At 70.6% G+C, this 24,975-nt stretch carries 23 protein-coding genes and 1 pseudogene; 14 read left to right on the top strand and 10 right to left on the bottom strand.

What is annotated here, in order from left to right:
• Positions 1–56 precede the first annotated feature (56 nt).
• Entirely contained in the window at positions 57–941 is an 885-nt protein-coding gene (locus tag AB0D93_RS32290) for an alkaline phosphatase family protein (protein WP_362127098.1), read from the top strand.
• Between the two features lie 124 nt (positions 942–1,065).
• On the opposite strand, the pseudogene AB0D93_RS32285 reads toward AB0D93_RS32290, so the two are convergent.
• A pseudogene (locus AB0D93_RS32285) lies at positions 1,066–1,668 on the bottom strand (M4 family metallopeptidase); the annotation flags it as partial.
• Positions 1,562–2,026, bottom strand: a complete 465-nt coding sequence (locus AB0D93_RS32280) for a LysR family transcriptional regulator (RefSeq protein ID WP_362127095.1) — start codon at positions 2,024–2,026, stop codon at positions 1,562–1,564. The pseudogene AB0D93_RS32285 and the gene AB0D93_RS32280, both read right to left, overlap by 107 nt.
• Positions 2,027–2,337: 311 nt before the next feature.
• Here AB0D93_RS32280 and AB0D93_RS32275 point away from each other — a divergent pair, with 311 nt between their 5' ends.
• Both AB0D93_RS32275 and AB0D93_RS32270 read left to right on the top strand, forming a co-directional pair.
• Positions 2,338–3,615 (top strand): vanadium-dependent haloperoxidase, encoded by a 1,278-nt coding sequence (locus AB0D93_RS32275; protein ID WP_362127092.1) that lies wholly within the window; start codon positions 2,338–2,340, stop codon positions 3,613–3,615.
• A 209-nt stretch (positions 3,616–3,824) separates the two neighbouring features.
• A complete protein-coding gene (locus AB0D93_RS32270) occupies positions 3,825–4,241 on the top strand; it encodes a GNAT family N-acetyltransferase (RefSeq protein ID WP_362127089.1) in 417 nt (138 codons plus the stop codon).
• A 75-nt stretch (positions 4,242–4,316) separates the two neighbouring features.
• Here the strand turns inward: AB0D93_RS32270 and AB0D93_RS32265 are convergent, their stop codons facing one another.
• The 4 genes from AB0D93_RS32265 to AB0D93_RS32250 form a co-directional block, all read right to left on the bottom strand.
• Positions 4,317–5,012 carry a type 1 glutamine amidotransferase domain-containing protein gene (locus tag AB0D93_RS32265; protein ID WP_362127086.1) on the bottom strand — a complete coding sequence of 232 codons (696 nt, stop codon included), beginning with the start codon at positions 5,010–5,012 and terminating at the stop codon, positions 4,317–4,319.
• 98 nt (positions 5,013–5,110) lie between these two features.
• Positions 5,111–6,802, bottom strand: coding sequence for a hypothetical protein (locus AB0D93_RS32260; protein ID WP_362127083.1), 1,692 nt, complete (start codon positions 6,800–6,802; stop codon positions 5,111–5,113).
• Between the two features lie 234 nt (positions 6,803–7,036).
• The gene (locus tag AB0D93_RS32255; RefSeq protein WP_362127080.1) at positions 7,037–7,840 is read right to left on the bottom strand and encodes an SDR family NAD(P)-dependent oxidoreductase; all 804 of its coding nucleotides are present in this window, start codon (positions 7,838–7,840) and stop codon (positions 7,037–7,039) included.
• Positions 7,837–8,844 (bottom strand): NADP-dependent oxidoreductase, encoded by a 1,008-nt coding sequence (locus AB0D93_RS32250; protein WP_362127077.1) that lies wholly within the window; start codon positions 8,842–8,844, stop codon positions 7,837–7,839. Before AB0D93_RS32250 ends, AB0D93_RS32255 begins: the two co-directional genes overlap by 4 nt.
• A 235-nt stretch (positions 8,845–9,079) precedes the next feature.
• Here AB0D93_RS32250 and AB0D93_RS32245 point away from each other — a divergent pair, with 235 nt between their 5' ends.
• Together AB0D93_RS32245 and AB0D93_RS32240 are read left to right on the top strand one after the other, a co-directional pair.
• Positions 9,080–9,535: a DUF485 domain-containing protein gene (locus AB0D93_RS32245; RefSeq protein WP_362127074.1), complete on the top strand. Its 456-nt coding sequence runs from the start codon at positions 9,080–9,082 to the stop codon at positions 9,533–9,535.
• Complete coding sequence (locus AB0D93_RS32240) at positions 9,532–11,148, top strand: cation acetate symporter (protein WP_362127071.1); 1,617 nt, start codon at positions 9,532–9,534, stop codon at positions 11,146–11,148. The genes AB0D93_RS32245 and AB0D93_RS32240 overlap by 4 nt, the downstream gene beginning before the upstream one ends.
• 67 nt (positions 11,149–11,215) lie before the next feature.
• Here the strand turns inward: AB0D93_RS32240 and AB0D93_RS32235 are convergent, their stop codons facing one another.
• Positions 11,216–12,412, bottom strand: coding sequence for a helix-turn-helix domain-containing protein (locus AB0D93_RS32235; protein ID WP_362127068.1), 1,197 nt, complete (start codon positions 12,410–12,412; stop codon positions 11,216–11,218).
• Between the two features lie 224 nt (positions 12,413–12,636).
• Here AB0D93_RS32235 and AB0D93_RS32230 point away from each other — a divergent pair, with 224 nt between their 5' ends.
• Entirely contained in the window at positions 12,637–13,287 is a 651-nt protein-coding gene (locus tag AB0D93_RS32230; RefSeq protein ID WP_362127065.1) for a carboxymuconolactone decarboxylase family protein, read from the top strand.
• Positions 13,280–14,089, top strand: coding sequence for an SDR family oxidoreductase (locus AB0D93_RS32225; protein ID WP_362127062.1), 810 nt, complete (start codon positions 13,280–13,282; stop codon positions 14,087–14,089). Before AB0D93_RS32230 ends, AB0D93_RS32225 begins: the two co-directional genes overlap by 8 nt.
• Before the next feature lie 29 nt (positions 14,090–14,118).
• On the opposite strand, the gene AB0D93_RS32220 is transcribed toward AB0D93_RS32225, so the two are convergent.
• The 3 genes from AB0D93_RS32220 to AB0D93_RS32210 are packed head-to-tail and all read right to left on the bottom strand — an operon-like array spanning position 14,119 to position 16,753.
• The gene (locus tag AB0D93_RS32220; protein ID WP_362127059.1) at positions 14,119–14,811 is read right to left on the bottom strand and encodes a TetR/AcrR family transcriptional regulator; all 693 of its coding nucleotides are present in this window, start codon (positions 14,809–14,811) and stop codon (positions 14,119–14,121) included.
• A gap of 53 nt (positions 14,812–14,864) precedes the next feature.
• Positions 14,865–15,494: an HAD family phosphatase gene (locus AB0D93_RS32215; protein ID WP_362127056.1), complete on the bottom strand. Its 630-nt coding sequence runs from the start codon at positions 15,492–15,494 to the stop codon at positions 14,865–14,867.
• Between the two features lie 59 nt (positions 15,495–15,553).
• Positions 15,554–16,753: an acetyl-CoA C-acyltransferase gene (locus AB0D93_RS32210; RefSeq protein WP_362127053.1), complete on the bottom strand. Its 1,200-nt coding sequence runs from the start codon at positions 16,751–16,753 to the stop codon at positions 15,554–15,556.
• Positions 16,754–16,950: 197 nt separating this feature from the next.
• On the opposite strand from AB0D93_RS32210, the gene AB0D93_RS32205 reads away from it, so the two are divergent.
• The 7 genes from AB0D93_RS32205 (at position 16,951) to AB0D93_RS32175 (ending at position 24,676) form a co-directional block, all read left to right on the top strand.
• Positions 16,951–17,832, top strand: coding sequence for an alpha/beta hydrolase (locus tag AB0D93_RS32205; RefSeq protein WP_362127050.1), 882 nt, complete (start codon positions 16,951–16,953; stop codon positions 17,830–17,832).
• Positions 17,833–17,835: 3 nt separating this feature from the next.
• The gene (locus AB0D93_RS32200) at positions 17,836–18,657 is read left to right on the top strand and encodes a hypothetical protein (RefSeq protein ID WP_362127047.1); all 822 of its coding nucleotides are present in this window, start codon (positions 17,836–17,838) and stop codon (positions 18,655–18,657) included.
• 578 nt (positions 18,658–19,235) lie between these two features.
• The gene (locus AB0D93_RS32195) at positions 19,236–20,258 is read left to right on the top strand and encodes a GlxA family transcriptional regulator (protein ID WP_362127044.1); all 1,023 of its coding nucleotides are present in this window, start codon (positions 19,236–19,238) and stop codon (positions 20,256–20,258) included.
• Positions 20,255–22,012 (top strand): thiamine pyrophosphate-binding protein, encoded by a 1,758-nt coding sequence (locus tag AB0D93_RS32190; RefSeq protein ID WP_362127041.1) that lies wholly within the window; start codon positions 20,255–20,257, stop codon positions 22,010–22,012. The genes AB0D93_RS32195 and AB0D93_RS32190 overlap by 4 nt, the downstream gene beginning before the upstream one ends.
• Positions 21,984–22,637, top strand: coding sequence for an SRPBCC family protein (locus tag AB0D93_RS32185; RefSeq protein ID WP_362127038.1), 654 nt, complete (start codon positions 21,984–21,986; stop codon positions 22,635–22,637). The genes AB0D93_RS32190 and AB0D93_RS32185 overlap by 29 nt, the downstream gene beginning before the upstream one ends.
• Entirely contained in the window at positions 22,634–23,653 is a 1,020-nt protein-coding gene (locus AB0D93_RS32180) for a ketoacyl-ACP synthase III family protein (RefSeq protein ID WP_362127035.1), read from the top strand. Before AB0D93_RS32185 ends, AB0D93_RS32180 begins: the two co-directional genes overlap by 4 nt.
• Positions 23,654–23,656: 3 nt before the next feature.
• Positions 23,657–24,676, top strand: a complete 1,020-nt coding sequence (locus AB0D93_RS32175; RefSeq protein ID WP_362127032.1) for a histidinol-phosphate transaminase — start codon at positions 23,657–23,659, stop codon at positions 24,674–24,676.
• The last annotated feature ends 299 nt before the right edge of the window (positions 24,677–24,975 follow it).

The raw sequence follows: 24,975 nt of genomic DNA, 5'->3' as shown, positions 1-24,975 counted from the left end.
CCTGAGCAGTAGACAACCCCCCGCGCTGTCCCAACCGCTCACACAGGAGGTCCACCGTGTCCTTGCTGTCCCGCACCAAGCGCTCGCGCCGGGCGCTCTCCCTGGCCACCGCCCTCCCCGCCGCCCTGGTGGGGGTATGGGTCGCCGCCCCGGCCGCGCAGGCCGCCGCTCTTCCCGCCCCCGACCACGTCGTCGTGGTGGTGTTCGAGAACCACTCCTACGAACAGGTCATCGGCAGCACGAGCGCCCCGTACCTGAACAACACCCTGAAGGCCGGCGGCGGCAACCTCACCAACTCGTTCGCCATCACCCACCCCAGCCAGCCGAACTACCTGGACCTGTTCTCCGGCAACAACCAGGGCATCACCAACGACAACTGCTACACGCCGCAGTTCAGCAGCGCCGCGAACCTCGGCTCCGAGCTCATCGGCGCCGGCCGGACCTGGGGCAGCTACAACGAGGGCCTGCCCTCCGAGGGCTCCACGGTGTGCACCAACTCAGCGACCAAGTACGCCCGTAAGCACAACCCGTGGTTCGCCTTCAGCAACGTTCCGCTGAACACGGCGCACACGTTCGCGCAGTTCCCGACGGACTACACGACCCTGCCGAAGGTGTCGTTCGTCACCCCGAACCTGTGCAACGACATGCACGACTGCTCCATCGCCACGGGCGACACCTGGCTCAAGAACAACCTCAGCGCCTACGCCACCTGGGCCCAGACGCACAACAGCATCCTGGCCGTCACCTTCGACGAGGACGACAGTTCGCACAGCAACCACATCGCCACCGTGTTCTACGGGGCGCACGTCGCGCCGGGCAGCACCACCTCGACGCACTACAACCACTACGACACGCTGCGCACCCTTGAGGACCTGGCAGGGCTGACGACCCACGCCGGAGCCGCGGCCGGCGCCTCCGACATCACCGGCATCTGGAACTGACCCCCGGGGCAGGTTCCGCACCCGCCGACCCGCACCGGTGAAACGACACCAAGGCCGCCGCCTCCCAGGAGGCGGCGGTCCTGTTCGGTGCGTCGCTGCGTCTGTACGTCCGTACGTCCGTACGTCAGAGGACGTTGACCGCGCTCCAGGCCGCGGCCACGGTGGCGTACTCGGGGCTGGTGGCGCCGTAGAGGTCCTTCGCCGCGTTCAGGGTCGCGGTGCGGGCGCCCTTGTAGTCCGTGGTGGAGGTCATGTACACCGTCAGCGCCCGGTACCAGATGGCGGAGGCCTTCTGGTTGCCGATGCCGGTGACGGTGGAGCCGTTGCAGGTGGGGCTGTTGTAGGAGACGCCGTTGATGGGCTTGGCGCCGCTGCCCTCGCTCGCGAGGTAGAACCAGTGGTTGCCGACGCCCGAGGAGTAGTGCACGTCCAGCCGGCCGACCGACTTGGACCAGCAGTCGGCCGAGCGGCCGTCCAGGGACGGCTTGTCGAAGCGCCGCAGCCACGGCGGGGTGGACTGGTCGCTGAAGAGGTAGTCGGGAGTGTCGACCGGGTTGTCGGCGTACCACTCGACCATCGTGCCGAGGATGTCGCTGGTGGACTCGTTCAGGCCGCCGGACTCACCGCTGTAGCGCAGGTTGGCGGTGGCCGAGGTGACGCCGTGGGTCATCTCGTGCCCCATGGTGTCGAGGTCGACCTGCTCGGGGTCGGTGGTGCCGTTGCCGTCGGACGAGTTCGAAGAGGGCGGAGACCAGCAGGGGCACCAGGGGGCCGGCGGTTCCGCCCACCCTCAGCGGCGCTGCGGCCTGCCTGTCCTCCTCGGCCGCCGAGCGCGCGTACTCGCGCAGCCGGTCGAAGCCGACGACGAGGTCCCGCGCGCAGCGCAGGACGTACTGCCCCCGCTCGTTCGGCGCCACCCCGTCGGCACTTCGGATGAACAGCGGGCCGCCCAGCTCGTGTTCGGTGCGCTTCAGCTGAGCGCTCGTGGCCGGCTGGGAGAGCTGCAGCCGTGCGGCGGCCCTGCGGATACTGCCCGCCTCGGCGACAGTGAGCAGGACCCGGAGGTGCCGGAACTCGAGGTGCATGAACATTCCCCGCTCAGCGCGAGGGCCCCTGCACCCCCGTGACCACCAGAACCACTTGCCCGACGGCAGGGTGACCAAGAGTCCGGCGTACCCGAGGGGGAGACAAGCACAGGACGGTAAAACCTACGTGCGATCGCTACGGCGGTTTCACCGGCATCGGGCTGCCCGCCTCGGGCCCACCGGGCCAAGGGCTCGGGTCCATGACCACGAGCCGGAGTTGCGGCGTGGATCGGGCCCCTGCAGGCTTGCTCTGGCGAGCAGCCTCGAGCACGGTCACCACAGCCCGCCACCGGCGACAAGGACCACAGAACATGGGTGGAAAGCAGAGGACACTCGCCGTACTGACCGGAACCGCGCTGGCAGCCGGACTCACCAGCCCCGCCTTCGGTTCCGGCCCGGCTCACGCGTCGGCCGTGCCCACCGCGGCCACGAGGTCGGGGGCGTCGGTCGTGGAGTGGAACCGCGAGCTCATCACCATCCTCGGCGATCCGAAGGCGCAGTCGGCCACCGTCCAGCCCACGCGCAGCTTCGCTCTCCTCCAGGCCGCCGAGTACGACGCCGTGGTGTCGATCACCCGGACCGGCCCCGCCTACAAGTTCTCGGTGTCGGCGCCGCGAGGCGCCCGTGCGGATGCCGCAGCGGATCAGGCGGCCCACGATGTGCTGGTCGCCCTGTACCCGGCCGAGCGAGCGGGAGTGGACCGGCGACTGAGCAGCCAGTTGTCCGCGATTCCGGACGGCCCGGACAAGCAGGCGGGCACGGCTGTGGGGGCCGAGGTCGCCCGCCGGCTGATCAGCCTGCGGTCCGACGACGGGTCCTCATCCAGGGCGCCACGGTTCCGCGCCGGCGACAGGCCCGGTGACTACCGGCCCACCCCTCCCGACTTCCCGGCACCGGTGTTCACCGGCTGGGGCTCGGTCAAGCCGTTCGTGCTGACGAGCGGACACCAGTTCCGCCCGGCGGCGCCGCCGGCCGTGGGCAGCGCCGCGTATGCCACGGCCCTGAACGAGGTCAAGGGCCTCGGGAGCAGGTCCAGTACCACCCGCACCCCCGATCAGACCGCTGCCGCCAGGTTCTGGGCGGCGGCGCCCGTCTGGAACGTCTGGAACCAGATCGCGCAGAACCTCGTCACCTCCCAGAACGCGACTCTGGAGAAGGCGGTGAAGGTCTTCGCCCGGCTCGACCTGTCCCTGGCCGACACCACGATCGCGATGTACGACGCCAAGTACGCCTATCGCGTGTGGCGACCCGTAACCGCCATCCGGCTCGGCGGCACCCACTACAACCCGCGCATCGTCGGCGATCCCACCTGGACCCCCCTGCTGACGACCGCCCCGGATCCGTCCGATCCCAGCGCTCACGCCGCTCTCAGCCAGGCGGCGGCAACGACGCTCACCGGCTTCTACGGTGCACGGCATCGTCTCTCGGTGACGTCGAAGGGCATCACCCGCACCTTCGCCGGCTTCCAGGGCGCCGCCGCCGAAGCCTGGCTCAGCCGGATCTGGGCCGGCCAGCACACCTCCCTCGACAACCGCTCCGGCCGGCAACTCGGGTCCCAGGTGGCCGGCTTCGTGGCAGGTCGGCTCTGACGGACCGCCGTTCCACCGGCCGCTCGCAACGCGGCAGCGGTCCTCCGGGATGCACCATTGCGCAGGCCTGCCTACCCTGGTGCCGAGGCAGGCAACGTCCGCCGTGTCGACGACCTGGCGGAGGGCGGAATCAGCGGTGTGACGGTTCCGGAGCTCAGGTGAGGGAGGAAACCGGTGCCGTTCATGCCGGGACCTGACAGGATCCCCCCATGGAGATCCGCCGCATCACTCGGGCCGAGGCTGTCCAGGACGCCGGGCATCTCTTCGATGTGTCCCCTCTGCCGGAGGCGACGGAGAGGTTTCTGGCGGACGAGCGCCACCACCTCCTGATCGCCTATGTCGATGACGCCCCAGCAGGGATGGTCACCGGCGTCGAGATGACACACCCGGACAAGGGCACCGAGATGTTCCTGTACGAGCTGGGTGTGGACGAGCCGTTCCGCGGGCGCGGTGTCGGCCGGGCCCTGGCTTCGGCGCTTGCAGACCTGGCGCGCGAACGCAACTGCTACGGCATGTGGGTGATCACGGACGAGGACAACGTGGCGGCACGGGCGACTTACCGTCGTGCCGGAGGCGTGCCGGAAGACAAGCAAGTGGTGCTCGTCTGGACCTTCGACCAGGCGTAGATCCACAGAGTGGAGCGACCTGCCGCACAAGGCAGTTGTGCCGCACGCTTCCCGGCCGATGCGAAGGCGCCACGCTCACTTGAGGATTTCCAGCAGCCGGTCCGCCAGAATCCCGGCAGAATGGGGGTTCTGGCCGGTGATGAGGTTGCGGTCCTCCACCATGTACGGTTCCCAGATCGGACCGCGGCTGAAGTCGACGCCGACCTTGTCCTTCAGCTCGGTCTCCAACAGCCACGGTGCCCTGGAGGCCAGTCCGACGGCCTCCTCCTCCTCGTCGGTGAAACACGTGACCCTGTAGCCCTTGAAGGGCGACTCGCCATGGATCCTGGTGGCCAGGATGGCGGAGGGGGCGTGGCACACGATCGCCAGTGGCTTGCCCGAGGCGAGCTGCGCCGTCAGCAGCCGGCCGGCATCGGCGTCGAACGCCAGATCTGCCATCGGACCGTGCCCGCCGGGCAGGTACACCGCGTCGTAGTCCTCCAGGCGGATGTCCGACAACTTGAGAGGTCGCCGCATCACCTCCGCGGAGCGGATGATGGCCTCGAGTTCGAGAGCGCCCTCCTCACCGCCCGCCATCGACGGGCGCAGGCTCATCATGTCCACGTTCGGGGTCACACCGCCGGGTGTCCCGACCACGACCTCGTGGCCGGCTTCTGTGATCTTCTTGTACGGCATGGCGAATTCTTCGGCCCAGTAGCCGGTCGCGTATCTGGTGCCGTCCTTGAGCACCCAGTACGTCGCCCCAGTCACTATGAAAAGTACTCTCGCCATCACGCTCAGCCTCCTCGTCCCGCTCGGCACGTTGAGGAATTCGACCGTTTTCCAGCCTAGGCACGAAGCCGGCCGCCTGCTCTTGGACGACCAGTCGATCAGGCCTCCCTGGCGCAGCAACCGCCTCCGTCGGCGGTGCCCGAGAACGCGTCGAGACGGCAGAAGCAGGACGCCTCGACCGGCACGTCCGCCATCGCGGTGGCGATCTTCAACTTCTGGGCCACGATCTGCGCCTCTCCCTCCTTGCCCAGCCGGACCAGACACTCGTGCAGCCCGTGCAGGGTCCAGACGTTGTCAGGGTGCTGCAGGGCGCGTGGAAGGGTGTCGTCGAGCCCCAGGTCGGCCCGGTAGACCGCCTCGGCCTCCGCGACGCGCCCCTGTTCCAGCAGCAGGGCGCCGTACGCGTGCCGGGTGGGCTGCATCCATCCCCACGGCTCGTCGTAGGGAAGGTTGTCATCCAATTCGATGGACCGCTGCAGCGCGGCGAAGGCGGCGTCATGGTCGCCCTTGCGGTAGGCGAGTTCACCGTCGAGCATCGCCGCCGCGATCGCCAGGATGTCGGCACAGGTGTTGTTGAACAGCATGCGCGTCTCCGGCACCCGGGCGACCGCCGCACCGAACAGCCGTCGTTCGGCCTCGGCCTCGGCGATGCGCGCGGTGGCCGCGAGCGCGACGCCCCGGGCGTAGTGCAGCATCGCCGTGCTCACGCTGTAGAGCTCGGGGTCGGCGGGCACCGGCAGCCGCAGGATGTCGCTCCAGCGGCCGAAGCGGATCAGTACATGGACCCGCATGGCGAGGAAGCCCTCCAGCCAGTCGGCCATGGGCGGGCTCTGCACGCGCAGCAGTTCCTCGGGGATGGACGCCTCCAACTGGGCAGCGGCCTCCAGAGCGGTCCGGGACAGGCCGAGGAACATCGCGCCGTAGATTTTGAAGTGGTGGTTGTGCGACCGGTACAGCGTGTAGAAGTTCATGGCCCCGGCCCGCGCGTGGAACTTCTCGTCGGCGACGATCGCGTCGTCGTTGTCCGACACCACTCGACGGTAGTCGCCGCAGAGCACCTCGATGTGTGACGGCATGTGCCGCAGGTGGCCGGCGTCGGGCACCAGGCCTCGCAGCCGGTCGGCGACGGGCAGGGCGGCCTCGGGTGTCGGGGACATCTCCATCAGGTGGATGTACATGTGCAGGATGCCGAGGTGTCCGGCCCCGACGTCGGTTCCGATCGCCCGGTCCAGGACGGCCTTGGCCTTGAGCGTGCGGGCGCCTTCGGCCGGCTCACCGGTCCGCAGGTTCCACAGCCGCCAAGGAGTGAGGTTCATCAGCGCGTCGGCGTAGAGGGTGGCGATGTCGGGGTCGTCCGGGGCGAGTTCGTGGACGGAGCGCATGCTGTCGGCGTACGGCGCGTTCCACACGGAGCAGTCGTCCACGGCCCTTGTCTGCGGATAGCGGGCACGCAACGCGCCGATCAGGGCTCGTTCGACGGGCGTGGCACCTGCTTCGGCCCTCTCGTGGGCGAGTTCCACGGCGGCGTGGGCGCGTTCGACGGTGCGCGCGAGGTCCTGCTCGTCGAAGAACTCCCACGGCTTGTTGTAGTTGGGGCCGAGGGCGTACGCGATGCCCCAGTAGGCCATGGCACAGCCGGGGTCGGCCGCCGCGGCGGCTTCGAAGCAGGAGACGGCCTCCTCGTGGTGGAAGGCGTACGTCCAGACCAGTCCGCGGTCGAACCAGAGTTGCGCCTCGGGCGAGGAAGTCGTCACGGGGCGGCTGTACGTGCCGAGGTCGTAGTAGTCCATGCACCGTCCCTCACCACCCGACCACCGAGGCGCCGGGAACCGATCGCGCTTGTGCCGCAAAGGATGCGTTGAGCAGCGTAGTGGGCGAAGTCGACATGCTGGGTGGCAAGCCGGGAGTTCTGAACAGCGGTCCGGCCCGGCACGTGACGTGCCGGGCCGGGCCGCACGGAGCGGTCGCGAAGACCCGCGGTCACTCGGACGAGGTGAACTCGGACGAGGTGAACGGCGTCGTTCTCATACCCCGGCCGGCGTGCGCGGACCGGGGACGTTGCGGAAGCGGAACGGCTCCGGGTCGCGGCCGGCCTGGATGAACCAGCATTCCCCGGTACCGTCGCCCGTGACGATCCGCAGCACCGTGTCCGCCACGACCTGGGCCGGGATGATCGGCAGCCTCTGCTCGGAGAGCATGTCGCGCAGCGGATCGATGATCCGTGACTCGGCGAAACCCGGGCACACGGCGTTGAAGCGCACGTTCTCCGGCGCGAGAGCCGGCCCCAGGGAGCGGGCGAGACCTACGACCGCATGCTTGTTGGCCGCGTACAGAGGATCAAGCGGTACGGCCGCCAGGCCGGCCAGGGAAGCGGTCGCCACGATCACCCCGCCGCCGCGGGCCCGCATCGCCGGCAGCAACGCATGGGTGCCGAAGACCACGCCGTCGAGGTTGGCCCCCATCGCGCGACGGTAGCGTGCCAGGTCGAAGTCCTCGGCGAGCCCGCAGCCGGTCGCCACCCCGGCGTTGAGCAACGCGATGTCGACACCGCCGCAGTGCTCCTGGGCGAAGTCCACCAGCGCACGGTTCGCGTCGGGGTCCGAGACGTCACACACACGGAAATGCCCGCCGACCATGTCGGCCACCTCCCGGCCGCCGCGCGCGTCGAGGTCCGCGACGACCACGTGTGCCCCCGCCTTCGCCAGCGCCAGTGCCGTCGCCCGGCCCAGTCCGGAGGCACCGCCGGTGACGACGGCCACCTTGCCCCGGAGCGCGGCGCCGTCCGTCGGTCCCGGCCGGGAGGCGGCGTCGCTCTCGACGGCGGTCATGACAGCTCCAGGACGAGCTTGCCGACGTTCTCCCCGCGGAACAGCATCTGCAACGTCTCCGGGAAGTCGTCCACGGTCCCCGTCACCACGTGTTCCTTGACCTTGATGCGGCCGGCTCCGATCCAGGCGGAGATGTCCTGCGCGGCCTGCGCGTAGCGCTGGGCGTAGTCGAACACGACGAAGCCCTCCATGCGGGCGCGACGCACCAGCAGCGAGAGGTAGTTGGAAGGGCCCTTGACCGGCGTGGTGTTGTTGTACTGACTGATCGCACCACAGACCACGACACGCGCGTGCATGGCCAGTCGCGTCAGGGCCGCGTCGAGGATGTCCCCTCCGACGTTGTCGAAGTAGACGTCGATGCCGTCAGGGGCGTGCCGCCGCAGCGCCTTCCTGACGTCCTCGGCGCGGTAGTCGATCACCGCGTCGAATCCGAGTTCGTCGCGGACCATGGCGCACTTCTCCGGCCCTCCGGCGATGCCGACGACCCGGCAGCCCTTGGCCTTCGCGATCTGGCCCGCGATGCTGCCGACCGCCCCTGCCGCCCCCGAGACCACGACGGTCTCGCCGTCCTTCAGCGCGCCGACGTCCAGCAGGCCGAAGTAGGCGGTCATGCCGGGCATGCCCAGCGCGCCGAGATACGTCGAGGGCGGGGCGAGGGAGGTGTCGATCTTCAGGGCGCCCCTGCCGTCGGAGACCACGTACTCCTGGACACCGAAGGTGCCGACCACGTGATCGCCCGGCTGGAAGTCGGGGTGCTCGGAGGCGGTGACCTCGATGACCGATCCGGCGCGCATCACCTCTCCGATGCCCACCGGAGGCAGGTAGGAGGGACGGTCGTCCAGCCAGCCCCGCATCGCCGGGTCCAGAGAGATGACGCGCGTCCGGCCCGCGAACCGGCCCGGACCCGGCTCGTCCACGGGCACTGAACCATGCTGCCAGTCCTCGGGTTTGACCTCACCCACGGGGCGGGCTGCCAGACGGATCTGGCGGTTGGTCGCAGACATCACGCCTCCTGTAGTTCACGACTCCACGGCAGCGTACCGACCGGTAGGTACGGAGGCGCGTGTGACGTTCGACACGCGCCGGGCGCAAACCGGCCGAGGCGGCGGCGCCCGCGACGGCCGTACCGACCCCGAAACGTGACCCACAGTGCCTTACCTGCATTCCAACCAGTCGGTAACGTGCGCCGCCACGCCCCCACAGCCCTCACCGGTCCGAGCCGTAGCGGAAGGCCATGCGATGACGTACGCCGACGAGAACAGGTACCCGCCGTCCGATACCGGATGGCCGCCGCCCCACGGCCGGCCCGGGCCGTACGGACACGGCACCCCGGGGTACGCGACGTACGGGCAAGCCCCTTGGAACGAGCCGTACGCGTACGAGACCCACCGGCCCGCTGCCGATCTCGCCGCCCTGCGCTCGGCGTATCGCCTGCTCCGCCGGATCTCCACCCTCACCGCGCTCGGCTCCTTCGTGGTGTATGTCGTGCTGTCCTGCTACGCACCCGCCCTGATGGGGGCCAGGATCGCCGGAGAGCTGAGCCTGGGGATGGCCCTGGGGGTGCTCCAGCTCGTCGTCACCTTCGCGGCGGTCTTCTGGTACGGACGCAGTGCACAACGCTCGGTGGATCCGCTGGCCCGCGCCGTCAGGGAGCAGGCGGTCCCCGCCGGCGGACACAGAGGGACGGCGAGATGAACGACTTCGGCACCGGCACGCAGGCCATCGTCCTGGTCCTGTTCACCGCACTGGTCACCATCACGCTGCTGATGTGCGTGATGGCGGGACCGGACCGCGACGACCTGACGAACTTCTACACCGGCTACCGCTCCCTCACCCCGCTCAAGAACGGTCTGGCGATCGCTGGCGACTACATCTCCGCGGCCACGGTGCTGAGCACCACCGGCATCATCGCGCTCGCCGGGTACGACGGTTACGTCCTCGCGGTCAGCACCGCCCTGTCCCTGGTGCTGCTGATGTTCCTGCTGGCCGAACCCCTGCGCAACGCGGGCCGGTTCACCATGGGCGACGTCCTGGCCCGCAACATGCCCGGAGGGGGCGTGCGTATCGCCGCCTGCGTGGTGACGCTGTCGGCGACCCTGCCCTTCCTGGTCGTCCAGCTCTCCGGTGCCGGGTCGCTGCTCACGTTCATCCTCGGCATCCCGCACCTGGCGGGCGCCAGGACGGCGTGCATCGTCATCGTCGGCAGCCTGATGATCCTTTACGCGGCGCTCGGCGGCATGAGGGGCACCGCGCTCATCCAGATGATCAAGATCGTGCTCCTGATCGGCACCAGCGTCGTCGTCGCCGTTCTCGTACTGAACCGCTTCGACTGGAACCCCGGCGACGTCCTCAGGGCGGCCGAACACGGCAGCGGCGCGGGCCCCGCCTACCTGCAACAGGGACTTCAGTTGGGCACGTCGGCCGTCGACCGGCTGGACTTCGTCAGTCTGCAGATCACGGTGGTTCTCGGCGTGGCCTGCCTGCCCCACATCACGATGCGTCTGTACTCCGCGAAGGACGCACCGGCCGTGCGGCGCTCCATGTCGTGGGCGGTGGGCACGGTCACCACGTTCTGCCTGCTCGTGATCATCGTGGGCACGGGGGCGGCGGCGCTGGTGGGGTCGCGGTACATCACCGCGACCGACCCGCAGGGCAGAACGTCGGTGCTGATGCTCTCGCAGATGCTGGGCGGCGCCCCCGCCTCCGCGGGTTCGACGATCCTCTACTCGGCCGTGGCGGGCATGGTGTTCATCACCCTGCTCTCGTCGGTCGCGGGGATGACCCTGGCCGCGGCCTCGTCGCTCGCCCACGACCTGTTCGCCCACGCGGCACGGCGGGGACGGGCCGAGCCGCGTACGGAGATGACGGTGGCGGCGTGGACGAGCGTGGCCGTGGGAGTCGTGGCCATCGGGCTCTCCACCCTGGTCCAGAACTGGAACGTCGGCGTGCTGACCACGCTGGCCATCTGCATCGGGGCCTCGGCGGTCGCACCCGCGCTCACCTACTCTCTGTTCTGGCGGGGATTCACGCGCACCGGCCTGCTGGCCGCCCTCTACGGCGGCGCGGCCTGCGCGCTGGTGCTCATGATCTTCTCCAAGGCCGTTTCGGGCACACCGTCCGCCGTCTTCCCGCACGCCGATTTCGACCTGTTCCCCATGCAGTCCACCGGGCTGGTATCCGTCCCCTTCGGTTACCTCGCGGGGTGGCTGGGCAGCCGGCTGGACCACCGGCGCCGCACCGCCGCCGGCGTCGAGAGCCGGCGGCTGTACGAGGAGAGCGAGGCACGGCTGCTCGCCGCGGCCGAGTGACCACGTCGGCGCGGGCGGGCTGCACGCACGGGCACGGTGCCGCCACTGCAGTCCGCCCAGCCTTCCCCTAAGGGATTCCGTCATGGGCAGGTCCTGCCCGGCCTCGCGACGCCCTCCCCAGTTCGCGTGCCGCCAGGGCCCAGCCGAGCTCGACCGCGGTGTCCGGAGCGTCCAGGCTGGTGCCGGTCAGCTCCTCGAAACGGCGCAGCCGGTAGCGGACGGTGTTGACGTGGACGTGCGCGCCGCGGGCGACTTCACGGACACGCCGTCCCCCCTCCAGGTATGCCCGCACCGACTCCTCGATGAGCGCGCCGAACTCGCCTTCCGCCTCCAGCGGGCGCAGGTAGCGGTCGAGCAGCAACTCGGCGAGTTCCGGTTCGGCGACGACCGCCACCCGCCAGGACAGGTCGCTCAAGTCGTACACACCGCGCAGGCCGTAGGCCCGGGCGGCCGCCAGCATCCTGCCGGCGGCACGGAAGGAGCGGTGCACCGCATCCAGGTCCGTCGGCGGGCCCAGCCCCGCCGTCACCTCGAGGTCACCGGTCTCCGGCTTTGCCTCGACGAGTCCTACGACGGCCTCGTCCAGCACGGTGAGCAGCGCGGCTCGGCCGTTCCTGCGACCGTGGGCCTCCAGGGAGCGCTCCAGCGCGTCCGGGCCGACGTCGCCGTCCGGGAGGGCTCTGACGGCCCGGTACCGCCGCAACGGGTCCAGTCCGTAGATCGCCGCACCGCTGTGGATCTCCGCGGCGCTCAGCGTCCCGTACAGCAGTCCGCGCAGGAAGTCGGCGCGGCGGCGGGCGTCGAACACGGCGGCGGCGACCTCCGCCTGCCGGTGCACCGCGGCGATCCGCAGGCTCGCGACGTCCGCGAGCTCCCACAGGCACCTGGTGCGGTCGACGATGAGGCCGGGGTCCAGCCCGTGTCCGGTCGCCTCGGCGATGAACAGGTCCCGGATCGCGCTCAGCGCCCGGCGGAAGGCGCGCAGCCCATCGCCGAGCGGCACGCCTCGGGCGACCCGGTCCCGGGCCACGTCGGCCTCGCCGAAGTCCTCCGGCGCGGGCACCGTCCCCTTCCGTACCACCGAGAGGGCCCGCTGGACGTGCAGGTGCCAGATCTGGTCCAGGAGTTCCCGCGGGACCGCGCGGTAGGACGGGATCTGCTCCACCAGGTCCGCGTGCAACCGCCCGCCCAGGGGCCCCTGTTGCGCGGCCATCGCGCCGATGACCCGCTCGAGGGGCGCCGTCGTGTCCGCCTGTCCGGGCATGGACCTCACCTCTGCCCCTCCGGTACCGACCGTTGTGCGACTGAACAATATGCCGACCTCCGTCCTTGGCCGGCGAGCCGTCGACAACCCCCCACCTCCGCAAGCACAGTGACACGGCGGCGAAAGGAACGCCTCGGCGCACATGACGCAGGCCGCCGGCCGACCGTGCCCCGACCCGGCCTCGTGCCACCCGCCCCACCCTGACGATCAGTGCGGAGACCGCCATGACCGACGAGCACCATCACCGACCCCACCGCCCCGCCGCCGGCACCGGACCACGGCTCGCACCGCTGGCCGAGGACGCCATGGACCCGCACACCCGGGAGCTGCTCGCCCCGATTCCCCGGGACGCCGACGGCCGCGTCGCCAACGTCTTCACCACCTTGGTGCGGCACCCCGGCCTCTTCGAGCGCTTCCTGCCGTTCGGCAGCCATCTGCTGCGCGACGGCCGGCTCCCGGCCCGCACCCGGGAACTGCTGATCCTGCGGACCGCGTACAACACCCGGGCCGGTTACGAGTGGGGGCGGCATGTACCGCTGGCCAGGGAGGCCGGGGTCACCGACGAGGAGATCCGGCGGGTCGGCGCGGGCCCGGACGCCCAGGGTTGGGCGCCGGCCGACGCCCGCCTGCTGCGTGCCGCCGACGAACTGCACCGTGACGCACGCCTGTCCGCGGCCACCTGGACCGCGCTCGCCGCCGACCACGACGAGGCACAGCTGATCGAGATCACCCTGCTCGTCGGCCAGTACCACATGGTGGCGTTCTTCCTGAACTCCGCCGGCACTCCGCTCGAGCCCGGCTACGCGACGGAAACCCTGCCCGCGCCCACCGGAGCCGGCGCGGACGTGACGGAAGGGACACCCGGACATGTCTGAGTCCCGGCACCCCGCGACCCACCCCGTCGGACTCCTGGCCGGCCGGAGCGTCCTGGTCGTCGGCGCGGGCACCCGTCCCAGCGACGATCCGGCGGCCCCGGTGGGCAACGGACGGGCGGTGGCCGTGCTCGCCGCCCGCGAGGGAGCGGCCGTGGCCTGCGCCGACGTCTCCCCCTCTGCGGCGGCGGCCACCGCAGCCCTGGTCGGCGAGACGGGCGCCCGTGGCCTGCCCGTGGTGGGTGACGCCACGGATCCCGCCCAGTCCTCGGCCATGGTCGCCGAGGCCGCCCGCGAACTCGGCTCGCTGGACGGGATGGTGGTCAACGTCGGCATCGGACTCGGTGCGGGCCTGGCGGACACCTCGCCGCAGGAGTGGGACCGCGTGCTCGCGGTCAACCTCAGCGCTCCCTTCCTCGCCGCCAAGTACGGGCTGCCCGCGATCGCCGACGGCGGATCGATCGTCTTCGTCGGTTCCGTGGCCGGGCTGCGCGCCTCCACCAACTCGCCCGCTTACGACAGTTCCAAGGCGGGCCTGTTCGGTCTCACCCGCCATGTCGCCAAGGAAGGCGCGCCGCGCGGGATCCGTGCCAACCTGGTCGTCCCGGGCCTGATCGACACCCCGATGGGCCGCGAGGCCTCGGCCCGGCGGGCGTCGCGTTCCACCTCCTTCACCCGCATACCGCTCGCGCGCCAAGGCACCGCGTGGGAGGTGGCCGAAGCCGTCGCCTTCCTGCTCTCCGACCGCGCCTCCTACATCACCGGGCAGAGCCTGGTGGTCGACGGAGGGCTGAGCACCGTCTGAGCCCAACGGCTGCCACCACTCGCCCCTGGTCAGCGGTGGCCGGGGAACCGCAGGGCGTTGGCCCAGAGCCGGGTGACCGTGGACACGAGCTCCTCGAAGTCGACCCGCGGGCCGTCCTCCTGCCGTTCCCCGAGCACGAAGGCGTTGTAGGCCATGACACTGACCATGCCCGACAGCGCACGGGAGGCCATCATCGGATCGACGCCACGATCGGCGACACCCCGCGCCTGGAGGTCGGCGATGCCGCGGGCGTTGCGGCGGATGAAGGCGTCGGCGCGCCGGCTCCGGAAGTCACGGAACTCCGGTTCCACCTGCGCGACCTGCTCAAGCAGTGCCATCAGTTTCGCGTTCCGTTTGTACGCCTCGAGATACGCCCGATTGCTCGCCTCGAGCACCGCACGGGGGTCGTCGGCATCCTGCACCCGGCCCATACCGGGGTGCATCATGTCCTCCTGCGCCTCCAGGAGGACGGCGGCCAGAACCTCTTCCTTGTTGGCGAAGTAGGTGTAGAAGGATCCCGCCGCGCACCGGGCCTCTTTGGTGATGTCGGTCAGGCGGGTGTCGAGGTAGCCGTCCCGTTCGAACACGGTGCGCGCGGCCTTCACGAGAGCGGCCCGGGTCCGCGCTCCCCGCTTCGTCGTGGGCGGCTCGCGAAGGTGCGAGAGGGGCGCCATGGGAGGTGCCTTCTCGCCGTCGGTCTCCTCGGGCGACGTGCTGTTCACCCCGGGAACTGTACTTGAATCCGACATCGTGGTCAGGGGCCCGAGACGCAGGGTCAGGAGGTGATCCCGAAGCGTTCGGCAAGTTGTCGGCGGGTGTCGGCGGCACTGGTGTGCAACACGCCCCCGATTCCGATCCGGGCCGCTCCGTCGAGGTTCTGCTGCAGATCGTCGATCATGACCGCCGCCCCGGGATCGACACCGAGGCGCTCACAGGCGATCGTGTAGATCCGCCGGGAGGGCTTGCGGATCCCCACCTCGGCGGAGATGACGACCACATCGGCGACGGCGGCGAGGTCGACGCCGTCGTAGGTTCCGGTGCCGAACGAGTTGGACACCAGCGCGACGGGACGGCCGGCGGCCCGGAGATCACCGAGCAGCGCGAGCATGTGCTCGTCGATCGTCACACCCGCCTGCATCCGGGCCGTGAGACCCTCGGCCGGTACGTCGGCGCCGTGGACACGGAGCCGTTCGGCGAATCCCCGCTCGAAGGTCTCCGTGTCGATGCGGCCGCACTCGTGGTCGGCCAGGAGGGTGCGTGACGGCTGGTCCCGGCCGAGAAGGTCCAGTACCAGACGCGGGTCGCCGCCGAGCGAGGCGCCGAAGTCGGTGAAAGCCTGCAGTACGGAGGACGTGATGACCCCGCCGAAGTCCACCAGGACCGCGGTTCGGGTCTGTTCCGCCATGTTCGACACGGTGTCCATGCCTCTCTCGTAGGTGACTTGCATCGGCGGGGACGCCCGGTTCAGGCGACCTCGAACAGTCCGGCCGCGCCCATTCCGCCGCCGACGCACATCGAGATCACCACGTACCGGACCCCGCGGCGCTTGCCCTCGATGAGGGCGTGTCCCACCAGACGGGCGCCGGTCATTCCGTACGGATGACCGACCGAGATCGCGCCGCCGTTGACGTTGAACCGCTCGGGGTCGATGTGCAGTTCGTCGCGGCAGTACAGCGCCTGGGAGGCGAACGCCTCGTTGAGTTCCCACAGGCCGATGTCGTCGATGGTGAGGTTGTGCTGCTTCAGCAGTTTCGGGATGGCGAACACCGGCCCGATCCCCATCTCGTCCGGTCCGCAGCCGGCGACGGTCATACCCCGGTAGACACCCAGCGGCTGAAGTCCGCGACGCTCCGCCTCCCCCGACTCCATCAGCACCGACGCCGAAGCCCCGTCCGACAACTGCGAGGAGTTGCCGGCCGTCACGCTGGAACGCGCGCTCACCTGACCGTCGGGCAGCACCGGCGCCAACCCGGCCAGGCCTTCGAGCGTCGTCGAGGCGCGGTTGCCCTCGTCCCGGGTCAGGGTGACCTCCTCGTCCCGCACCTCCCCGGACTGCTTGTCGAGCACCTTCTTGACGCTGTCGAGCGCGACGATCTCCCGGTCGAACCGGCCGGCCTCCTGCGCTGCCGCGGTGCGCTGCTGCGACACCAGCGCGAACTCGTCCTGGCGTTCGCGGCTCACGCCGTAGCGTTCGGCGACGATCTCCGCCGTCTGCAGCATCGGCATGTAGATGGCGGGCTTGTGCTCGGCCAGCCAGGGATCCGCCATGCGGTGGGTGTTCATGTGGTCGTTCTGCACCAGGGAGATCGACTCGACCCCGCCGCCGACGGCGATCTGCATGCCGTCCGCGACGATCTGCTTGGCGGCCGTCGCGATGGCCATCAGGCCCGACGAGCACTGCCGGTCGATCGACATCCCCGACACGGTGTCCGGAAGGCCGGCGCGGAGCGCGGCCTGACGCGCCACGTTGAAACCGGCGGACCCCTGCTGCACGGCGCAACCGAAGATCACGTCCTCGACCTCGCCGCCTTCGAGCCCCGCCCGCCGGACCGCGTGAGAAAGGGCGTGGGCGGCGAGTTCCTGCGCCTGGGTGTCGTTGAACGCGCCGCGGTAGGCCTTTCCGATCGGCGTCCGTGCCGTCGAAACGATGACTGCTTCTCTCATGTCGCCTCACTTCTTCCTGTGGGTCCGGTTCTCCGGGGAGCCTCGGGGCGGGAAGTCCGGCTGCGCCCGCCGGCCTGCAGACCTATATAGTTGAATCCGACGTCAGGTTCAATTAGATCAACGCCACCCGCTCGCGCCCTTGACAGCCCACCCTCCCGCCTGAAGGCTACCGACCAGTCGGTATGAGGAGGCGGAGGGTGACCGCGCTGAGCATTTCCACCGTCGCGGGCGTGTTCGACGCGATCGTGGCGGGTCCGCCCGAGGGCCGCCCGGTGCTGCTGCTGCACGGCTTCCCGCAGACGGGACTGGCGTGGCAGCGGCAGATCGAGGCGCTGGCCGCCGACGGCTACCGGGTGGTGGCGCCCGACCAGCGGGGATACTCCCCCGGTGCGCGTCCCCAGCGGCCCGAGGACTATCGCATCGGCCTTCTCGTCGACGACGTGGTCGCGATCACGGAAGAACTGGGCTGGGAGGCGTTCGACCTGGTCGGTCACGACTGGGGAGGCGCGGTGGCCTGGTGGACCGCTGACGCCCATCCCGGCCGGGTACGCACCCTGACCGTGGTGTCAACACCTCACCCCGGCGCCCTGGCCACCACCCTGCGCACCGACGAGGACCAGCGCAGACGCTCGCTCTACATGATCGACTGGCGCGAGACGCCCGCGACCGAAGAGCGCATGCTGGCCCACGACGCCCGGGAGCTCCGCGCCCTCTACGCCGGCAAGGTCCCGCAGGACAGTGCCGAGGCCTATGTACGGCACCTGTCCCGTCCAGGGGCCCTCACCGCTGCGCTGAACTGGTACCGCGCAGGCCGCCCCGAGGGCGCGATCGGCATCATCGACGTACCCACGCTGTACGTCTGGAGCACGCAGGACAGCGCGTTCGGCGCGGCGGCGGCACGGGAGACCGGGCGGTGGGTCAGCGGGCCGTACCGGTTCGAGACCCTTCAGGGCGTCAGCCACTGGGTTCCCGAGGAGGCACCCGGGACGCTCAGCCGTCTGCTGCTCGAACACCTGCGTGCGCACGGCCGGTCCGGGACCGCGACGCACACCCCGCTCGTCGACTCTCCGAAGAGGTGACCCATGAAGACAGCGCGTGCGGCCTGGCGCCGACTCGAGCCGGTACACGGCATGATCTACTTCGTGCCCGAGGCACGGCGACGGTACGCGGACCTGGGACTGAGCGGACGCGCCGGGTACTTCACCTCCCGGAGCGCCGCGTTCGGCCGGGCATCCGCCGAGCTGATCATCGCGACGTTCTACAACTTCAACCCCGATTTCGTACGGCAGGCGGTCGACGAGGCCTGGGACGCGACGACTCCGCAGCAGGTGCTGGACGCCCGGTACGGCGCGGCGGGTGAAGCCCTGCGGCGGGCGGGAATCCACGAGCTGCCCGACCTGGACGAGGTCCTGGCGCTGACCCGCCGTGCCGCCGAGGCGGCCTGCCAACACGCCCAGGGCCGCCCGCTGTTCGCCGCGCATGCGGCACTGCCCTGGCCGGAGGAGCCGGTGCTGCAGTTGTGGCACGCCCAGACGCTGCTCCGGGAGTTCCGTGGAGACGGCCATGTCGCGTGCCTGCTGAGCGAGGGCGTCAGTGGCTTGGAGGCCCTGGTTCTGCACGCCGCCACCGGTGAGATTCCCGTCGACTTCCTCAAGGCGAGCCGCGCTTGGCCCGAGGAGGAGTGGGCCGGCACCAGGGAGCGTCTGCGCGAGCGGGGCCTTCTCGACGGCGACTCCCTCAGCCCGGAGGGCGCGACTCTGCGCCGGCACATCGAGGACCGCACGGACCGGCTGGCCCTCCCGGCCTACGCCGCCCTGGGTGACGCCGGCTGTGAACGCCTCGCCGAACTCGCGAGCCCGATCGGCCGCGCCGTGGTCGAAGCCGGGCTTCTCAAACTGGGCTGACGCGGGGCCGGCTCGCCTTCGCACCCCGGTGCAGCGGGCCCGGAAGAGCGCCCAGCTGGTCTCCGGAGGGCCTGGCCCATATGCGACTGCGTCGCCTGAACGGCTCGTGGCAGAGGGACGGGGCCGGCGAGCGCCACGACATTCCGCGGCTCTCCCCCCGGCGGCCTTCCCTCAGGAGCCGTGCCCGCTGGATGCGTGGCGTTCTTCCACGCCCCGGTCCGCACCGAGCCGCCCGACCGGGAACTGACGAACGCGGCCGTGGCGTCCGGCTGTCCGACCAGCGCTGTCCAGGTCGGACGCCGACGAAGACTTGGGCACCCGCCGGGGACCGGAGAGCGGGTGCCGCGACATGTGGGGCCCCGCCGGTCGCCGGCGGCCCACCGACGCCCCTCGTTCGAAAGGCGCCGCGCACTCGGGCACCGGCGACAGGAGCCGTCCTGTGAAGTGCCTCACGCGGCGCAGCCCGCCCGGCGCACGAACTGCCTTGCCGGGCGGCCTTCCCACCCGTGCGACGCCGCACGTTGGCCGGATGCGTCAATAATCTGTCATTGCAGCCAGTGCGACTCCCGATACAGGCTGTGACCGTGTTGGAGCGACGTGTTGTTGTGGTGGTGTACGCGGGCGCCATGGCCCTGGACATCACCGGACCGATTGAAGTGTTCGATACCGCGAACCGGCTCCTGGGGCCCTCGGGTGTTCCCTACCGGACCGACTTCGTCTCCGCCGACGCACCGCTGGTGCGCATGAGTTCGGGGCTGGTGGTCGAAGCATCGCCGCTGGAGGCGGGGCAGGGCCCGATCGACACGCTCCTCGTGCCGGGCGGATGGAGTCTCGACGACGCGCTTCGGGACCAGGCGCTCGTGTCCTGGATCGGCCGCGCGGCGGGCCGTTCGCGCCGGGTCGCCTCCGTATGCGGCGGATCCTTCCTGCTCGCCGAGGCGGGGCTCCTCGACGGCAGACGCGCCACCACGCACTGGGCGTACAGCGAGGCGATGGCGTGCCGCTATCCGGCGGTGACGGTGGATGCCGAGCCGATCTTCGTCTGGGACGGCCCCTTCGTGACCTCCGCGGGCGTGTCGACCGGCATCGACATGGCGCTGGCTCTGGTTGAGGCCGATCACGGATCGGCGCTCGCGCTGGAGACGGCGCGGTTCCTGGTGCTGTTCCTCAAACGGCACGGAGGACAGTCCCAGTACAGCGCCGTCCTCGACGCCCAGTTGGCCGACCATCCGCCGATCCGCGCAGCACAGGAGTGGATTCTGGAGAACCTGGACAGCCCGCTGCCCGTGGCCGAGATCGCGCGTCAGGCCAACATGAGCCAGCGCAACTTCGCCCGGGTCTTCCGGCGCGAGGTGGGCACGACACCCGGCCAGTACGTCGAGCGGACGCGCATCGCCCGCGCGCGCGAACTGCTGGAAACCACGGACCTGACGATCAGCCAGATAGCCGGCCGCTGCGGTTTCGCCGCCACCGAGACGTTCTTCCGGTCCTTCGGACGAACCCTGGGACTCACCCCGAAGGAATACCGGCACCGCTTTCAGGTCATCTCGCCGTCCGGCCTCATCGACCGTCACCACGAGAGGGAGGGGAGCCCCGTATGACCACCACGACCTCGGAATTACGCGAGGGAGAACCGGTACGCGTGGTCGACCACCTGGCCGGGGAACTCGCCAGGATCGGCGTCACCCACGTGTTCGGCGTCGGCGGCGCGAACATCGAGGACCTGTACGACGCGGTGCACCGCTGTGGAGCCGTCCGCGGCGTCGTCGCCAAACACGAGTTCTCTGCCGTCACGATGGCCGACGGATACGCGCGAACCACCAGGCGCTTGGGCGTTGTTGCCGCCACCTCGGGCGGTGGGGCGATGAACCTCGTACCGGGTCTGGCGGAGGCGTACGCCTCCCGGGTGCCCGTGCTGGCCCTGGTGGGCCAGCCGCCGACCGGCCAGGAAGGGCACGGGGCGTTCCAGGACTCCAGCGGCAAGGCGGGGTCCTTCGACGCACGGGAGGTCTTCGCGCCCGTCTCCCGGTTCTGCGCCCGGGTCGACGACGCCGACTCGCTCATCGAGTTGCTGCCCCGCGCAGTCGCGGCGGCACAGGCCGATCCACGCGGCCCGGCCGTACTGTTGCTGCCCAAGGACGTGCAGCAGGCACGGATCCAGGTGCCCGGCCGCGACGCGGTGCCGGCGCCGGCGCCGGGCGACCCCACGACGGGCTCAGCGGCTCGGCTCGACACAGCCGCCGTCAGTGCCGTGTCGGACGCCCTTCGCGGGGCGGCTCGCGTCCTCGTCGTCGCGGGTGAGGACGTCGCCGCCGCCGACGCGCGCGAGGATCTGGCCGAACTGGCCCGGCGCCTCGGGGCATGGGTGGCGGTCACCCCGGACGCCAAGGACGTCTTCGACAACCGTGATCCCCGATTCGCGGGTGTGGCCGGGGTGATGGGCCACGCCAACGTGGAGGACTGTCTGCGGCGGGCCGATCTGTGCCTGCTGGTCGGTACCCGACTGCCGCTCCTGGCACGCGGCGGCCTCGACCGGGCCCTGGCCGCCACCAAGGTCGTCTGCCTCGGCCCCGAACCGCCGTTCGTGGCAGGCACCGCACTCGTGGGGAACCTGCGGAGCGGGCTGCGCGCCGTGACCGCCCGGCTGCCCTCGCACCCACGTCCGTGCCCACCGCACGCCGGCCCCTTTCCCACACCCATGCCGGGTCCGCCCGTCCAGGCCCGGGAGCGCACCGTTCCCCAAGCCCAGGCCGTCGCCGCGGTGGAGGCGGCTCTTCCCCAGGACGCACACGTCTTCGTGGACGCCGGCAACACGGGGGCCGGCGCGGTCCACCTCCTCCCGGCACCGCGCCACGGCCGTTTCGTGGTGGCGGTCGGCATGGGCGGCATGGGCTACACCTTCGGTGCCGGCATCGGCGCGGCACTCGCCACCGGCCGCCGCACCTACGTCCTCGCGGGCGACGGGGCCTTCTTCATGCACGGGATGGAAGTGCACACCGCCGTGGAGTACGACGCACCCGTGACGTTCGTGATCTTCAACAACAACGCCCACGCCATGTGCGCACTGCGGGAGGAGTTCCTCCAGGGCGGCGTCCGCAGCGACGACGTGTTCGCCCGGACCGACCTCGCCGCCGGAGTCGCCGCGGCCTTCCCGTCCCTTCGGGCGACGGGGGCCGCCGACGCGGCGCAACTGCGCACGGCACTGCTGCGCGGCAACGCGGGTGACGGCCCGGCGTTCGTCGCAGTGGACTGTGACCCACGAGAGATCCCCCCGTTCCTTCCCTTCCAGTCCTTCACCGAAGCCCCCGAGAGCAAGGAAGGTTCAGATGAGCGAGCCGTCATCCACGTTGGCTGACATCCCCGGTCTGGTCCGGATCGAGAACACCGGCAAGGAGGAACTGACCGCCCACTGCATGGAGCTCACCCACGCGGTTTACCCCCACCATCAGGTCTACGGGCAGTACTGCACCATCCACGAGTACGTCGACTGCCCTCCGGAGGAGGCCTACGACTACCTGCGCCAGGGGCACCATCTGGAGGAGTGGACCTGCAGCCTGCGGGACTTCGCGCCCGCCGGCACACCGGGGCTCTGGGTCGGCCACGACCGGCTGGAGGAGGACACCCGCATCTACTGCAAGGTGCTCGCGAACCCCGAGGCCATGACCGTGGACTACCACTGCTCCTGGGACCAGGGCGAGAGGCTGTGGATGATCTACCTGATGCGTGTCGTACCGGCCCCGCTGGTACTCGACAAGCCGGGTTCGGTGATCACCTGGACCAACTGCCGGCACCCTTACTACGACGACAACCCGCGCCCCGACCTGGCGCCCCGACCGGACCGCCCCTGGGTGGGCGACTACTGGGACCTCTTCTACGCAGGGCACACCGTGGAGATGCGCAACCTCAAGGCCATCCTGGAGCACCGCCACCGGGGCGGACTGCCGGTCTGTTCGGCTCCGGCGAGGGCGGTGGCGCCGTGACCACGGTCAGCCTCACCGACGTCGCGAGCTACCTCCCCGGCGAGCCGGTCCCCGCCGGGTTCTACACGGACTTCCCCGGAGCCGAGGACAAGCTCCGCAACCACCCCATGTTCAAGGTCCCGCCGTTACGGCACCACGTGGCCAGGGACGAGACCAACGCGGACATGGTCGAGCGGGCCGTACAGCCCCTGATCGAACGGCACGGCGCGGCGGAGATCCGAGGCGTCGACGTGCTGTTGGTGCACAGTCAGTTGCCGGACCTGCCGTTCGTGGGCGCCGGGACCGAGGTGGCGCGTCGGCTGGGCCTGCGCCCGGAGTGGCTCGTCGACGTGGCCAACGCGGGGTGCGCGTCCTTCGTGTACATGGTGAAGTTGGCCCGGCAGATCCTCACCACCACCGACGCCAAGAGCGCGCTGATATGCAATGCGCAGAGCGCCGCGGGGCAGTGGTTCACCCAGTCCGAGGTGCGCAGACTCGCCCAGGCGGCGATCCCGGGCGACGGGTGCGGTGTGGGGTACGTGACGACGTCGGCACAGTCGCCGGTCCTCGACGTGGAGACCCGGCACATCGGCGAGTACGCCGGCGACATGACCGTGGCGGTCGACGACGGTCGCAAGTACTGGGAGCCGGGCAAGTCCCAACTGCGGATCGGCTTCACCGACGCCAGTGTCGCCAAGGTTCTGGCACGCGGGAACCGCCTCGTCCCCGAGGTGGTCACGGCCCTGTGCCGGCGGCTCGGCGTGGCGAGCACCGACATCGACGTCCTCATCACCAACCAGCCCAACCGCACCTTCCTGCGGAACTGGCGAGAGGCGCTGCAGCTGCCCGCCGAACGGCACCTGAACACCTTCGACGCATGCGGGAACCTCTTCGGAGCGGCGATCCCGGTCACCTTGGACCACGCGATCAGCTCCCGGCGGGCGAAGGACGGCGACCTGATGGTGCTCGGGGGATTCGCCCACGCGGGCGACTTCGCCGGTGCGGTCGCCGTTCGCTGGCACGGCGGACGGGACTGAGCCATGGGCATCCCCGTACTGCACCGCCTCGCCCTGAACGAGAGCCCGTATCCCCCACTGCCCTCGGTGCGCGAGGCGATGCAGCGGGCCGTCGCGGAGGCGCACCGTTACCCGCAGTTCCACCCCGACGACCTCACCGAGCTGATCGCCGCGTGGTGCGGGGTGACTTCCGACAACGTCGCGGTCGGCAGCGGATCGGTCGGTGTGGCCCTGCAGGTGCTCCGGGCCGTGGCCCGGCCCGGCGACGCGGTGGTCCACGCCTGGCGGACGTTCGACGCCTACCCGCTCCTGGCCGCCATGGTCGACGCCCGGCCGGTCCCCGTACCCCTGTCGCCGGACGGACACCAGGATCTGGACGCGCTGCTCGCGGCGTTCGACGACCGCACCCGCGTCGTGGTGCTGTGCAATCCGCACAACCCCAGCGGAAGCCTCGTCACCGCCGACGCGCTGTCGGCGTTCCTGCGTCAGGTCCCCCGGCACGTCACCGTGCTCCTCGACGAGGCGTACCTGGAGTTCGCCCGCGACCCCGGCCTGCCGGATTCACCCGCGCTCGTGGACGCACACCCCAACGTGCTGGTCCTGCGCACCTTCTCCAAGGCCTACGGCCTCGCCGCCCTGCGGGTCGGCTACGGACTCGGCGCCCCCGACCTGGTGGCGCGGATCCGGCGGCAACAGCTGCCCTTCGGTGTCAACGCGGTGGCGACCGCGGCGGTGAAGGCCTCGCTGCGGGCCGAGAGCGAGCTGCGCCTGCGCGTGGACACCGTCGTCGCCGAACGAGAACGGCTCCGGCGCGAACTCGTGTCCATCGGCTGGTGCGTACGCCCCGGCCACGCCAATTCCGTCTGGCTCGCCGCGCCCGATCCGGTCGATGCGGGCGCCGCAGCACTCACGGAAGCCGGTATCGAGGCCCGCCACTACCCCGGCGAGGGACTCCGGCTCACCGTCGGCGACCGGAATGCCAACGACACGGTACTGACCGCGCTGGCGGGACTGCGCGCGCACCGGAGTGCGTCGCGGACGTGAAGCACACCCCTGCGCCGGCGGGGCGGGGGCGGCCGCGACCTCACCGAGGCCGTCCGCACCGTTCGGGGCGTTGGTGTCGGCGCCGGAACCCGTGCTCTCCTTCACGATCTGCGGGTGCCGGTCGCACAGCACCGGGTCCGGCGCGACGCGGCCGTGCGAGGCGTTGCGCTGGACTGGATCTTCATCGGCGTACGGGATCGCGCGTGGGCGCACGTGGTGACGGGGTATCGGCCGAGGCGGACGGCGCGCAGGTGCCCGCCGACTGGACCGGACCGGCCCAGGGCCGGGGCGAGTCGGTC

It is taken from the genome of Streptomyces sp. NPDC048191 (assembly GCF_040652655.1).
In the GTDB taxonomy this organism is placed as follows: Bacteria; Actinomycetota; Actinomycetes; order Streptomycetales; family Streptomycetaceae; genus Streptomyces.
This window is presented reverse-complemented; position numbering and strand designations above follow the sequence as displayed.